Below are 12,561 nucleotides of genomic sequence, written 5' to 3' on the forward strand. Positions count from 1 at the left end.
CTAGATTCGAGCATCTTGCTAGACAATAACTGCATTTGCTATACTTATAGTTCTAAAGACTTGTGAAATAATGCTCAATATAGGTATGGGAAAATAGAAATCTAATGACCTATGAACTACCATCGTAACTTTGGAATTATTGGACTAAACAACATGAAAATCATAACTTATGAAAGGGGATAGAGGAACGCAGTGAGTACTATCCAGAATGGAGGAGGTCCTTGTCATGTACAGTGATCGATTATTGAAGATGTTAAAAGAAGATATCAGTAGCATTTCATTTCATCATAAGAATGAAATGGTTGAAATTATCTCAAATAGCGTAAGAGAATCTGGTATTTTATTTTTGCCTCAGGAAAAGAATTCAATGCGATTGCTGGATCCCGAAGATATCTTATATGTCACTGAGCTCAAGAGAGGAAAGGTGAATATACATACGCTAACTTCGGAGATCCCATTTAACAATTCTGCATACAACTTATTAGAGTATTTAGTAGAGAAAAATAAAAGTTTTTGCTATTTGAATCGCGGATATGTAGTTAACCAAGCTAAGATTATGAAGTTCAACTCATATTTCAGGAGGATTTATTTTGCAAATGATCGAGAAGTTACTGTTACTGGAGAAGCGATAAAGATTCTGATAAAAGCATTGGGCAAAGAAAAAGACGTTCATAACGAGTCTTATATTGGAAAATTTGAGTATTAATAATATGAAGCATAATATATTTTAAATGTAAAGATAAAAATTCGGATGGAATTTTTATCTTTTTTATAAATTCCTTACGTGATAATGTATAAAAGAGGAAAACATATGATAAGGAGGACTTTTTAGTTGGATGTTTCATTACTTTATAATTGGGAAGATTCTGTTGAAAATTTTTTAAAATGGGCAAGTCATTGTTGCGGAATAAAGAAGGACTCTGCATTATATCGAGAGCTGAAGGTTCATATTAAAACAATAAATGATTTAGAGCTTTTTATAGATCTTTATGATGGAAATATGAATTCACTTGATTCAACTTTGCATAAAATAAAATCGCACCAGTCCAAATCAGTCATTTTCAACGATTTAACTAATTAGAGAGAGGGGGGATACTGTGAGCAATAACGAGTTAGAGGTAAAAAATATTATATTAAATCTATTGTTTTGTTATAGTACAAAAGAAAATAATGTTCCATCGGTTTTTGAGCTAATGTCTGTTGAACAAGCTCTCCCATATATTAAAGAAGAAGTGGATGATGGTACATATAATAGTTATGTGGATTGGGTGCAGCGTTATAAGAAGAGATACTATGAAGAGTAAACCTTTTAAGCGTTAAAAATACAATAAGGAGGTGTATTATTTGTTTGAATGTGTTCATTGTCAGAGTATTTACTTACATCAAGCTGAGGCTGAGGCATGTAACAATCGGGAAATAGAATCTCCTATCATTGATCTTGGTTCAGAATTCGTTATTATACACGGCATTCATACCATTCGAATTAGATGCAGTTCTATTCGTAGAAGAGGGCATGAACAAATGTATTGGTTTGAATGGTTTGATATCGACCACTCTTTTTGGTCCAGAGGCTTTTGCACAAAAGGAAACTCCCACCTGCATACCATTCTATCGCTCCACTGTGTTCAGGAGGATCTATGAAAAAAAGAAGAATATATACTCGCTTTATACTTCCTGATGGTAGTGAAGTGCCTTTAATTTTTAGGTCTGCGACTGATTTAAAAGCTTTCGAAACGGCCTATTCTACATATAGAAAGGTATATGAAGAGCTTTTTGGTTTTGGCGAAGTGAAAAAAATGATGAGAAGTGTACATATTTATAATCGAGCTTTTAAAAAATCCGGTCTATCTTGAAGCAGCCATTTCCGCAGGAGCTATTTGCATGGAAAGGGTAGCTTACTTAATCATTCAAGAAAACGAAACAAAAAAATGCAATAAAGCCTTGTATTTATACGGTTATGCCATATAATTCAATTATCATCACTTAAAAAACATTTGTTGATAGCTATGGACTTGTACGGTACATTACCTAAGCGGCAGGGGGCGATGGTGAGCTTTCTTTTTGATGATAACTTCTAGAAAACGAGAGATTATGCATCAAGGTTGATGTCTCTATACTCTTAGGGGCATGAAGACAGCCAATATGCTTATCACCGAAGCCCGAAGGGATGATTCTTCATGTGGAATGTTCTAGTTTCCATGATTTTTGCCACAATTGAAGGTCTTGCGGTATACGCATTAATGCTATACATATTCAGGTTTGATCTTCGAAAATATATCATACCGGCACTTATCATCATCACACTCACAAATCTACAAAGCTATTTTATATTGGAATCGATTGAAGTGTCATATTTTGTTCCTGTAATCAACATTTTGTTTTCTGTATTATTCATGAAGTTTATAGCTGGTTTGCCGATAATTGGTGCACTAGCATCAGGCGCTATTGGTTTTCTTGCTTTTTCGTTATTGCAGTTTATTATTGTTTCGACTCTTTTTGGATCGTTGGAAGGTCTTAATGATCAAGACTACACTCGCTATCAGATTCAACTGTTAACAGGGGTTTTAGGCGTTGTGATCGGTAAGCTATTATATAAGTTCGGTATTGGATTTACACATGAATTTGAAAAGCTGGAATTTAAATATGAGAGGCAAATTGTCTATGGCATATCGCTTTTCTTCATAACCGCTTTTTTCTTCATTATGAATAGTAAAAATTTATTTCTAACAGGTATGTTTTTTATTGGATCTATGTCTATTTTCTTATATTATGCTATAAAAAAGGAGCGAGAGAACTGAGAATTAAAGGATTGGCTACAAAAATGGCCGCTGAAATTGTAGCAGTAGTTCCTGAGTATTCTGACCGAATAGGCCGAATCAGACATACGCTAGCTTTTTTATTAAATATTATTCCCATTATTCTCCTTACTACCTTAATTGGATTAGCAACAGGACGGCTTCCAGAAATGTTGACGGCTTTAGGGGCATTTGGATTGTTAAGACAGACTTCAGGTGGTATTCATCTCGGTTCCTCCGAGATGTGCATCGTTGTGACGACGGTTGGAGCAACCGTACTTTCATTTTCCGACTTCTCCTTGCTCACAGTCAACATTATGACAGCGATAAGTGCCTTGTTAGCGCTCTTATTCGCTCCATCCAGAATTGAGGGAAGGACGCTGTTTCCTAAACAGTATTTTCATTATCTCCGATATATTGCAACAGCGATCGTATGTATCAATTTTGTGTTGGAATCTTCGGTCATTGCAGCTGCTTTCTTAGTCCAATCTGTTATGTTAATTCGCTTGAATGGAGGTGAGGTTAGGGATGCTTAAGGTTGCTGTTTTCTCCGTATTGGCTAAAGTGCTCTCAGCGGCAGCTGTCTTAATTGTAAAGGGACCGTGCTGGTTGTTCGTACATCAAGAAGACTTGCCAGATGAGTTGCTAGTTAAGAACTGAAACTGGAGTTGGTGTCTATGGTCGTATCCATCATTGGCGAGAATGGACTCGTACTCGTGAAAATTCAAGATATTCATTTTATAGAGTGCGATAAGCGAAAGAAAAATGTGTTGTTTCATACTTCAAATGAGAGTTATCACTTCAAGGGAACTTTAAGTTATTGGATAGACGTGTTGAATCAGCAAGGCTTCAAGTTTAAATTATGTGATCGTACAGCTGCGGTCAATATGGACAATATTACCTTTCTGGACCCTGTGTTCTCACGTGCATGCTTTGAAGACAATGTAGGGCCAGATACGAAATGGTGCAATATGTCTCGACCTAAGTACGAAGCGATCATAGAGCAATTTAATCTACAGAATCGTCAGATTCAACCCGGATTCAATTAATAAAAATGAGGTTTGACCATCCAATGGTCAAACCTCATTTTTATTAGCCCCAAATTATAGCATAAGTTTTATGGAAATGATGTCGTATTATGTCGACATTTTCAAAAGATTGGGGACACGAACAAGACTGGCTTATTTAGTTGAGGTGGGTTTAAATGGTAAAAAGAAGGCGTCTATAAAAGTTTGATGGCATAGCTTAAAGGTGATGAAGATGGATAATATGAAAACAATTGTGGTCTCGGATTTTTTGAACAAAATAGCGGCTCCAACGGATTCAAATCATGATCTGATGGATTCGTTCCTTAATCATCTTGATCAAGAAGAAGCTGGGCCATTACGTATAACTTCTTTTTTGCTTCGCGGTTTAATGGTTTCCCGTTGTGCTCGAATGGCTGCTCAAGAAACGCAGCTAGATCGTACGAAGTAATGGCGTTAGCTGCAGCTTTTTCGTCCTCAGAAAGAGTGGTTTTGGGGTTGTTGATATGACCTCTTAGCCAGTCTACGGAAACTTCATAGAGCTTTGCTAACTTACTGAGTTTTTCCGGGTCCGGTCTCAACACACCTTTCTCTAGCCCACTAAGCGTCCTCATATCTATCCCCGTCGCTTCGCTGACTTGATTAGGAGTTAGTCCATTCTTCTTTCGAGCCTCTACTAGCCGAAATTGTATTCTAGTCATTCAATCTCACCTCTCAACTATATGTTATCATAAAATCCTATTAAATAAATAATCTTCCATAATCAAAAATACGCTAATGAGATATAGTTGTAATCATTAATTGTAGGATTCACAATATCTCGTAGAATAAGAACTATTCACTCTTGCATGACAGGGCTCCGGCCGTAAAATCGAAATTGCAGGTTTAGAGAGCAGTTACTACCACTAATAAATATTAAATGGTACATATGTGCCTATTCAGTTAATACTTTACTCGCTAAAAAGGTTTTAGAGGGTAGATGTCGAAGTGTCTCCTTATGGAGGTGAGTACAGATGAAGACGCAAATTAAATTGTTCGCCGGAATTATGCACCCGGAGCTCACGACGAAGGTGAATACCTTTTTGGCTGAGATTCCTTCCGAGAACATAGTAGATATTAAGGGTTGGAGCACAGGCAATCCGGAAGGCTCTAACAACTCGAACAATTATGATACGATCATGATTATTTATAAAACGGAATAGCCTGACAAGAGAGTTCCCAACGGGTGCTCTTTTTTTAATTTTAGGCTGCCTTGCATACAAGAATCCCGCATATTGGGATCAATACAACGAATATAAGTCGCTTATTTAAGCGGCTTTTTTGCTTCTTATCCATCAATGATAAGGTATGTGAAACAAGCATGGTTTCTATTCACACATAATCAAACATGCAACCTTCCCATACAAATACTCGTCTATCATGACAACTCAAAGAGAGAGGTGCCGACTAACATGAGATACAAAAAAATCGCTTTATCCGGATTAATACTCGCTACTGCAGCTACGATGCACAACATCCCTCATTCCTCAGCTGCGGAGGCTCCGCAATCTGTTGAATTCAAAATCAATGACGCTTCTTACGTTAACCATACCGGTAAGCATGCCTTGGCAGCTGCCCCTTTCATTCTGAACGGGAATGCCATGGTGCCGGTTAGAGCTCTGGCCGAGTCGCTTGGGGCAGAGGTGACCTGGAATCATGAAGAGAACACAGCTACCTTAACCAGTAATAAGACCGATTCCATTAAAGTGACCGATCGCTCCAACTATGTAATCAACGAGAAAGGCGAGCGGATCAAGCTTCCTGAGTCTGTTCAGAGAGTAAAAGGCATGTTGTTTGTACCGGCCCGCAGCTTGTCCTCGATCATGGGAGCGAAATTGGAGTGGGGGGCTTCGGATCGTAAAATTACGATTTCAACTACAAAGGCAGAAACCATTCAAGTGATGTACAAGTTTGATCAGGATCAGGAAGGATGGAAGGGCGGATTTGCCGACTTGCCGGTGAACTATGAAAAAGATATCTACGATCTTGAATACAAGCGCGAGCTGATACCTGATCAAGAGAGCTCATCCAACTACGGCCTTAAATTAAAGGGACATAATCGAAGTGATGATTTGTTTATGTTTCTCACCCGCGGTGTTGAAGGCTTCGAGCCTAATACCACCTATGACGTGAAGCTTAACTTTGCGCTATATACATCGGAATCGGGAGGAATGGTTGGGATCGGTGGAGCGCCAGGTGAATCCGTCTACGTGAAGGCCGGCATTCTGGGCAAGGAGCCAAAAGCTGTTCCGACTGCCCATCCAGGAGAAGACTATTATAAAATGAATGTCGATATTGGCAACCAATCGCTCAGCGGCAAAGACGCTAAGGTAATCGGCAACGTCATCAAGCCCGATTCGGAAAAAGAAGGCTATCAGCGGGTTGATTTTAATTACAGCGCGCAAGTTAAAGCGGACGAACATGGCAAAATCTATTTGCTCATCGGTACGGATTCCGGTTTTGAGGGTTTAACGACGTTGTATTATGACGATATTCAAGTAACGGCAACAAAGGCTCAATCATAAACAATTCATTCTCAAAGAGTGCCAGTCATCTTAATTGACACGGCGCTCTTTTTTCTCCATTCTTTTCATAGGAAGTCTCATAAAACTTAGTTTTTCTTTCTAGATCTACCAAATAACCTAATGGCAACTGCTAAGGCAATCGCCACCTCTATTTAAGATGCTGTATTCATTCATATCGCTTCTTATATTGAAAATTCGCCGCATTTAAAATGGTAGTTTTATCAAATCTTCCGAGACTATGGAGATGGGTGAATAGGGAGAGCTGTGAAGATTAACACAAGAATAAGGGAGGCCGCAAAGGACTCCCCCATTTCGTCAGATACTAACCCCGGATGTAAGAGCATCTCAAGGCAAGCTAATAGATAAGAGCACCACGTCGAGATGATCGATAAGTGTTCTTTGTATTGAAAACCATTTACTTTCTATGGTCATTTCCATTTTTCTTCACGCGTTGCTTTACAATACTCTCAATGATTAGTTTGTGTCCAACCCTGGACCCGAGCCGAATCAGACCTGTGGTTCTACCAGAAATGATATGTCGATGTCCATCGGCAACGTTCGTTTGTATCCGAAAACGGTGGAAGTGATTTCTGCCAGTTCCAATGTTTAGCCCTGTTTGACCAGAATAGGAATGCCGATGACCTTCAGCTGTAGTAGTAATTCCTCTGAAATTATGACGGTGTCTACCGTCCTCGGGTATGAATAGGTCAGTCAGATTTCCAAAAGAGTGTCTATGCCCTTCTACTAATGAGGTCAAACCTTCCATGCGATGTCTAAATTGCACAGGCCCTCCGTTTCCTGTTGATGTTTGCTTGATTTTCACCATTATCATCATCCTTTCATTAAGGGATGATGGTAGAATATGCGGTTTCAAGAAAACTGGTTTGGACAGGAGAGAGTAATCAGGTTAGAAGAACTAGAACTAAGCAGAATTGCCTGTTAGATTGTGTTCGAACATATCAATGATGACCAAGAAATGTTCTGCTTCACGAAATACATGATCGGCCAACAACGGATGAATGATGCTTTTAATACGACAAGCCTCAATTAGATCTCGAGCTGTTTTCTTAAAGTCACGAAGAGATTTAACGGATACCCTGTTTTGATCGAGGAATTGGTCTAGGAGTGGAATCGTTTGAGATTGAGGACGCATTTGTTCCAAATCTTTAGCTTGAAAAAGCAATTGATCAAATTCTTGACCGAAGTGATTGGCCTGCTCTACTAATTGCCGCTCGGAAGGATCAAGGAGATGGCTAATGAATTTGGCATGATCAGCCATTATTCTTAAAAAGAATACGTTCTCGTCAATGATAGCATCAGGCAAAGGTTCTAGCCGACCTGAATTTAATTCAGCCAATCGATTTCTGAAATAGTTGGCTTCTCTGCTCACATGATCAACTAACAAAGGAAAGTTGTTTGCACCTGGAAGCTGGCATGACAGTATTAATCCTAATACTTTTCTCTTAAAGGCCCAAATATAGGAAACGGCAGTAAACACTTCTTCATTAAATCTTTTAATTACAGCGGGATCTGTACCAGCTGTAAAAGCATTGGATTTATTTTCGATCGCTTCAAAGACCGCATAGAAATGATTGGCTTCATGAATCAACTGAGTGTCGTCACATCGGAACCCCAGTTTTAGAAATAACGAGTGTTCCTTCATAATCCTTGACCAAAACCGAATCTCTTCTAAAGAGCGAGTTACAAATTGATCTGTCAATGACAACATCTCCTTAGTAACTATAATCTTAAGTAACGTATGTGGGGAGATTTTGTACTATACCTATTAAAAAATTTACTGAGGGGAAGCCGAATCTTCATCATCATCCTGCTTGGATATGGAGCAGTTAAAGCATCGAACAGACGTATCTTCATATACAACCCCATCTAAAAACCCGTCACAGCAATAAATTTCTTTCCCGCAAGTTCCGCAATGGCCTACAAATTCCCTCAAGTTGTTCACTTCCTTACTATGAGAATGTTGAAGTTAAACTTTTCATAGGCAGAATTTCCAGTATAATGATCATAACATGGGAGTTATTGGATGGACGATATAGCAGAGGAGAAAGGGAAGTGGAACCGATGACAACAACAGCACACTTTGCGCAAAATAACGGAGTAGAAATTCACTACTTGGATACGGGAGAGCAATCCCCGTTAACACCGGTATTGATTTGCCCCGGACTATCGGAGACGGCAGCGGAGTATGAGGAACTGATCGCTTATTTATCGCCTAGAAGATGCGTCGTACTATCGTTCCGAGGGAGAGGGCAGAGCGGTACGCCGCAATCGGGTTATGATTTGGAGGATCATGTCTCCGATATGGAAGCTGTTGTGCGTGCCAGCGGATTGAAGAAGTTTCACCTGTATGCCTACTCTAGAGGCGTATCCTATGCACTGGGCTATTTGCAGCATCATGGGGGTCGCGTCCAGTCGGTCATTGTCCAGGACTATCCGGCTCAGCACAAAGCGATGAGTGAAGAATGGGCAGAAGACTATATTCATAACTATCTCATTCCCTACGAGCGAACGAGCCATATTCGGTCCGAGGCGGTGTGGGGCATTCAGAAGGAATCGCGCCAGGTTCACTTCCAATACGGGATAGATCAGGCTGCACTTGTGCTCAGAGGATTGCTGGAAGGCAGTTTGTTGGATGATGAGGGCGTACAACAATACTCGCAAATGATGACACAAATCACCGTTGAAGGCTTCGAGCACTCCGACCATGATATTCGCTCAGCGGAGCAGGACAAGCTTTTTGATGTGATCCAAACCTTTCTGAACGACCACGATGTATAGGCGACTATTACGTGGGTATTAAAAAAGCGGGGTGGAGCGGAGATCATCTAATCTCCTCCACCGCCGCCATCCCCGCCGCTGTCTCCCCCATGATTAGAGCTACCGCTTTCCGAGGTCCCGCCTTTGGATTTTCCATGACCAGCTCCATCCCCGCCTGGAATAATCGGCTCTGCACTGTTAGCCGCTTGTTGATTCGGTTTTGATGGATTTTGTTTGTTTCGTCTATAAGCCGAGATAATGATCATGAGGAAAATCAGACCTAATAATACAAATAATAAAGGCATTATCACAACCTCCTTTGTTTGCTCTATCATAAGCTTTACAGTACGTGATAGGCAATAAATAATGAAATCTCCGAGAAAATCGCTGCCAAAAGGAAACTTTTCCAGACTTAAATCCTATGTCGAAGAAGTAGAAATCAGAAACGCCATTTCAGGACCTAATTCTGCCGAGCCGCTACGTGTCCTTTTTACATAAGAGACTAGATCCCAGCAGACGCCTGTTCAGGCGTCTATTATTGTTGAAGCCGTTAATGATTAATGCGACGAAACAAGGCGAAAGCCTGTTTTTCTGCTCATTAGCCCACTCCATCCGCGCCTAACTGAATAGACTGCTATCATTATGGAACGATGGGCGGGGAAAGGCGATGTCTGAATTCGGAGATGATGTTAACAAAGGACTATCAGCGGATGATTTGGCCTTGATCGCGGCCGTAATCGTGGTCATAGGCGATATTGTAGCCTTGTTGTCCGTGCTTGCGGCAAGGAGAGAGAATGCGGATGACGAGGCAGATGCGAAGCAAGCGGCTCGGAGGGCAAGAGGAAAAAAAAGGAAGAGAAGAAGGGCGTAATGGAAGCCTCCTACTCTGCATATGTTCCTAGAAGGGTAATGATGGGAGGCGAGTGGAATGGCAGCTGAAATCGTTTTTTTGGCCTATGCTACAGTCATAATGTTCGGCATTATCGGCGTCGTAATTGCGTCACTATCATCATTTATGAAGACCGATTCCACAGATTATGATGAGCAGTTTGTCTGGCTGCGGAAAATAAAGGAATAACGATCGGTTAGCGGGGCATGCTACTTCTTGATTGTCCAATTGAAGGAGGAAGCAAAGCATGGAATCAACCAACAACCAGCAGTCGGATACGAGAGAGCATATTGTAGCCGTACAGAAGAACGGCGATGGCGACTTAACGGCGTTCAAGACATCTGAAGGTCGGGTACTGGATTACGAAACAGCGCTTCAAGATGTACAGGCTGGACGGATTGCGGGCGTGAATGCCTTCAAAGGCCGTGATGGCGAGACGTACATCCGGGGCGATGCCGATGGAGACCCGTCCAACAACCTGGATCAGCTTCCCTTGTTCGAATAAGCTAGCAAAATAGGGTAATAGAAGAGCCGGCAGCTTCTCCCCGTCAAGGGAGAGCATCCGGCTCTCTTGTTTTATTCGCCGATAATGCCGGCGCTGCGCCTTGCGTTATAAGTCGTATGTCTTCCTTTGCTCCACAAAGCGCATGGGGCCTGTCCGGGCTCTATGCTGCTCCATTGCATCACCATAGTGCATGAGCCATACTTTCTGTTGAATGTTCTCTGGCAATTGAAGCAGCTCGTCAAGCGTCGCGTGTACGACACCGGGTGGCTCCAACTGGCAATCATGGTAGATCGTTTCTACACCGTCTTGAACGAGTCTCTCCAGAAGCGGAGCATCGTATATCATATCTGCCGTATAGAAGAAGCGGTGGTTGATTCGGAAGGAGAAGCTAGCTTTGCCTTCAATATGCTTCGTCTGAATCGGCTCGATCTGAAGACCAGGAGCCAGCTCTACGGATAGGCCAGGCTCAAGCGCATGGACGTCGAAGAAGTCCGACAGCTTCGTCAGATTACCCTGCGTCAGTCCGCCCCTCAGCGTATGCTCCCACAGCGGTTCTACTAATGATTTGGCAATATAGAGTACGGGCTTCCGCTGATACTTGAACAGCATCTGGAAGGCGTATTCCTCAAGTCCTCCGACATGATCGCCATGAATATGGCTGATCAGCACTCCGTCTATTTGCGAGAAGTCAAGGCCGGCTTCATGCAACGCTTGAGGCAGTGTAATGCCGCAATCCAGAAGTAATCGATAGCCGCCGACTTCAATCAGTGCGTTGTTGTTGTAATAGTGTTTGGCAAAAGCACTGCCGGTGCCAAGCATTGTAATCTGCATAATTCATACTCTCCCTTATGTCATTCTTCATCCAATGTAACAAAATTTGCAGAACAAAGCCAATGGCAGAAGCACATCCGCCCACTCCGACATACACTGTCAAAGCAGCAGGAAGAGTGGAGGAGAGTGGCCCGAGATGAGCAAAGGAAAAGGGAAAGTAACGAAGAAGAAACAACTGCCCAATGATCGGAAGCAACTGATATATAAGCTGGTTCTGTCCGATACATGCGCTGTATGCAAGACCCCTTGCGCGCGCGGTATGAACTACTTGGCCCGTATGCAGGAGCCGGGTGCGGTAGGGAAGGGCATACCTTGCATTCTAACGAAAACCTACGTTTAATTTCCTTAGATCATTTCCCAGGCAAGCGCAGATTTCAACAGCATTTGACAAGCAGACAATCATTTGATCTCAGATTCAAAAAATGTTGCGGGAGGCCGCAACTTTGTACAAGAAGAAGAGTATAACCTTACATTCAGAATATGCGGATGGAGGTTATGGCAGCCATGAATTTCAAGAAAGTAGCCATCTGGCTGATGCTGCTGTCTCTTTGCGGAGGGACGATCATCTTTGCGAATGCCGCTGCCCAGAAGGTGCGGGTGCTCATCAACGGCACGGAGCTCGATTCGGGCGGCATCATTGTGGATGGCACGACATATTTGCCGCTTAGGCAAGTCGCTGGCTCCATGCAAGCGATTGTAGAATGGGATAATGCAAGTAAACGCGCGACAGTGTACAAGCCGAATGTTCATATGTTCATGTATCAGGGCAATAGTCCTTTCGGTGTTGTCAACAAAGGCTTCTCAGGCAAGATCAAAGTATTCTCCCAAATCGATAATTTGCAGACGGATATCAAGTCTGTGAAAGTGACGATTACCGACCCAAGCGGCAAGGAGAAGCTTATACAGAGCGAGAACGTAACGTCATCGAACAACTTTTGGTTTGTTACGGAGGAATTCGATTATAAGTTCGATGCGGTCGGACAATATGCGGTACGATTCTATATGAAAGTAACGGATGCTGACGATTGGACCGTAGTTTCGGAGAAAGAGATTCCATCGATTGTTCCAAAGAACAACAAATAAGATTTGCCCCGCGATTGCGGGGCATTTTGTTTGACCTCATGCATTCTGCCATGGTACGATGGGCAAGTATGACTAATTAATTGAAATGGGG

21 protein-coding genes are annotated in these 12,561 nt (G+C 42.0%); 16 read left to right on the top strand and 5 right to left on the bottom strand.

Annotated features, from left to right (window positions below; translation table 11 throughout):
• Positions 1-226: 226 nt before the first annotated feature.
• From DX130_RS04515 to DX130_RS04550, 8 genes are all read left to right on the top strand, one after another.
• On the top strand, positions 227-706 hold the full coding sequence (locus DX130_RS04515; RefSeq protein ID WP_165861155.1) for a LytTR family DNA-binding domain-containing protein: 480 nt from the start codon (positions 227-229) through the stop codon (positions 704-706).
• Between the two features lie 126 nt (positions 707-832).
• The gene (locus DX130_RS04520) at positions 833-1,081 is read left to right on the top strand and encodes a hypothetical protein (RefSeq protein ID WP_116043182.1); all 249 of its coding nucleotides are present in this window, start codon (positions 833-835) and stop codon (positions 1,079-1,081) included.
• A 16-nt stretch (positions 1,082-1,097) separates the two neighbouring features.
• The gene (locus DX130_RS04525) at positions 1,098-1,304 is read left to right on the top strand and encodes a hypothetical protein (RefSeq protein ID WP_116043183.1); all 207 of its coding nucleotides are present in this window, start codon (positions 1,098-1,100) and stop codon (positions 1,302-1,304) included.
• Positions 1,305-1,637: 333 nt separating this feature from the next.
• Complete coding sequence (locus tag DX130_RS04530) at positions 1,638-1,853, top strand: hypothetical protein (protein ID WP_116043185.1); 216 nt, start codon at positions 1,638-1,640, stop codon at positions 1,851-1,853.
• Positions 1,854-2,177: 324 nt separating this feature from the next.
• Positions 2,178-2,798 carry a hypothetical protein gene (locus tag DX130_RS04535; protein ID WP_116043186.1) on the top strand — a complete coding sequence of 207 codons (621 nt, stop codon included), beginning with the start codon at positions 2,178-2,180 and terminating at the stop codon, positions 2,796-2,798.
• Between the two features lie 23 nt (positions 2,799-2,821).
• The gene (locus tag DX130_RS04540; protein ID WP_116043188.1) at positions 2,822-3,331 is read left to right on the top strand and encodes an accessory gene regulator B family protein; all 510 of its coding nucleotides are present in this window, start codon (positions 2,822-2,824) and stop codon (positions 3,329-3,331) included.
• Positions 3,324-3,455 (top strand): cyclic lactone autoinducer peptide, encoded by a 132-nt coding sequence (locus tag DX130_RS27395; RefSeq protein ID WP_165861156.1) that lies wholly within the window; start codon positions 3,324-3,326, stop codon positions 3,453-3,455. The genes DX130_RS04540 and DX130_RS27395 overlap by 8 nt, the downstream gene beginning before the upstream one ends.
• A gap of 17 nt (positions 3,456-3,472) precedes the next feature.
• A complete protein-coding gene (locus DX130_RS04550; protein ID WP_116043190.1) occupies positions 3,473-3,844 on the top strand; it encodes a LytTR family DNA-binding domain-containing protein in 372 nt (123 codons plus the stop codon).
• A gap of 302 nt (positions 3,845-4,146) precedes the next feature.
• On the opposite strand, the gene DX130_RS04555 is transcribed toward DX130_RS04550, so the two are convergent.
• Positions 4,147-4,521, bottom strand: a complete 375-nt coding sequence (locus DX130_RS04555; RefSeq protein ID WP_116043192.1) for a helix-turn-helix domain-containing protein — start codon at positions 4,519-4,521, stop codon at positions 4,147-4,149.
• A gap of 312 nt (positions 4,522-4,833) precedes the next feature.
• On the opposite strand from DX130_RS04555, the gene DX130_RS04560 reads away from it, so the two are divergent.
• Both DX130_RS04560 and DX130_RS04565 read left to right on the top strand, forming a co-directional pair.
• Positions 4,834-5,022: a hypothetical protein gene (locus tag DX130_RS04560; protein ID WP_116043194.1), complete on the top strand. Its 189-nt coding sequence runs from the start codon at positions 4,834-4,836 to the stop codon at positions 5,020-5,022.
• 249 nt (positions 5,023-5,271) lie between these two features.
• Positions 5,272-6,384 (top strand): copper amine oxidase N-terminal domain-containing protein, encoded by a 1,113-nt coding sequence (locus tag DX130_RS04565; protein WP_165861157.1) that lies wholly within the window; start codon positions 5,272-5,274, stop codon positions 6,382-6,384.
• A 415-nt stretch (positions 6,385-6,799) separates the two neighbouring features.
• Here DX130_RS04565 and DX130_RS27400 read toward each other — a convergent pair whose 3' ends face one another.
• Both DX130_RS27400 and DX130_RS04575 read right to left on the bottom strand, forming a co-directional pair.
• Positions 6,800-7,219 carry a YmaF family protein gene (locus DX130_RS27400; RefSeq protein ID WP_116043198.1) on the bottom strand — a complete coding sequence of 140 codons (420 nt, stop codon included), beginning with the start codon at positions 7,217-7,219 and terminating at the stop codon, positions 6,800-6,802.
• 87 nt (positions 7,220-7,306) lie between these two features.
• Positions 7,307-8,113, bottom strand: coding sequence for a DUF2935 domain-containing protein (locus tag DX130_RS04575; protein WP_206098758.1), 807 nt, complete (start codon positions 8,111-8,113; stop codon positions 7,307-7,309).
• A gap of 353 nt (positions 8,114-8,466) precedes the next feature.
• On the opposite strand from DX130_RS04575, the gene DX130_RS04580 reads away from it, so the two are divergent.
• Positions 8,467-9,183: an alpha/beta fold hydrolase gene (locus DX130_RS04580; protein ID WP_240644464.1), complete on the top strand. Its 717-nt coding sequence runs from the start codon at positions 8,467-8,469 to the stop codon at positions 9,181-9,183.
• A gap of 47 nt (positions 9,184-9,230) precedes the next feature.
• Here DX130_RS04580 and DX130_RS04585 read toward each other — a convergent pair whose 3' ends face one another.
• Positions 9,231-9,467 carry an OadG family protein gene (locus tag DX130_RS04585; RefSeq protein WP_116043204.1) on the bottom strand — a complete coding sequence of 79 codons (237 nt, stop codon included), beginning with the start codon at positions 9,465-9,467 and terminating at the stop codon, positions 9,231-9,233.
• Between the two features lie 362 nt (positions 9,468-9,829).
• On the opposite strand from DX130_RS04585, the gene DX130_RS04590 reads away from it, so the two are divergent.
• The 3 genes from DX130_RS04590 to DX130_RS04595 are packed head-to-tail and all read left to right on the top strand — an operon-like array spanning position 9,830 to position 10,556.
• Positions 9,830-10,033, top strand: a complete 204-nt coding sequence (locus tag DX130_RS04590; RefSeq protein WP_116043205.1) for a hypothetical protein — start codon at positions 9,830-9,832, stop codon at positions 10,031-10,033.
• A 57-nt stretch (positions 10,034-10,090) separates the two neighbouring features.
• Complete coding sequence (locus tag DX130_RS26340) at positions 10,091-10,240, top strand: hypothetical protein (protein ID WP_165861160.1); 150 nt, start codon at positions 10,091-10,093, stop codon at positions 10,238-10,240.
• A gap of 58 nt (positions 10,241-10,298) precedes the next feature.
• Complete coding sequence (locus tag DX130_RS04595) at positions 10,299-10,556, top strand: DUF3892 domain-containing protein (protein WP_116043207.1); 258 nt, start codon at positions 10,299-10,301, stop codon at positions 10,554-10,556.
• Between the two features lie 105 nt (positions 10,557-10,661).
• Here DX130_RS04595 and DX130_RS04600 read toward each other — a convergent pair whose 3' ends face one another.
• The gene (locus DX130_RS04600; protein WP_116043208.1) at positions 10,662-11,387 is read right to left on the bottom strand and encodes an MBL fold metallo-hydrolase; all 726 of its coding nucleotides are present in this window, start codon (positions 11,385-11,387) and stop codon (positions 10,662-10,664) included.
• A gap of 136 nt (positions 11,388-11,523) precedes the next feature.
• On the opposite strand from DX130_RS04600, the gene DX130_RS04605 reads away from it, so the two are divergent.
• Both DX130_RS04605 and DX130_RS04610 read left to right on the top strand, forming a co-directional pair.
• Positions 11,524-11,727, top strand: a complete 204-nt coding sequence (locus DX130_RS04605) for a hypothetical protein (RefSeq protein ID WP_116043210.1) — start codon at positions 11,524-11,526, stop codon at positions 11,725-11,727.
• Positions 11,728-11,891: 164 nt separating this feature from the next.
• Positions 11,892-12,470 carry a stalk domain-containing protein gene (locus tag DX130_RS04610; RefSeq protein WP_116043212.1) on the top strand — a complete coding sequence of 193 codons (579 nt, stop codon included), beginning with the start codon at positions 11,892-11,894 and terminating at the stop codon, positions 12,468-12,470.
• The last annotated feature ends 91 nt before the right edge of the window (positions 12,471-12,561 follow it).

This window comes from Paenibacillus paeoniae, from assembly GCF_003388735.1.
GTDB classification, from domain to species: Bacteria; Bacillota; Bacilli; order Paenibacillales; family Paenibacillaceae; genus Pristimantibacillus; species Pristimantibacillus paeoniae.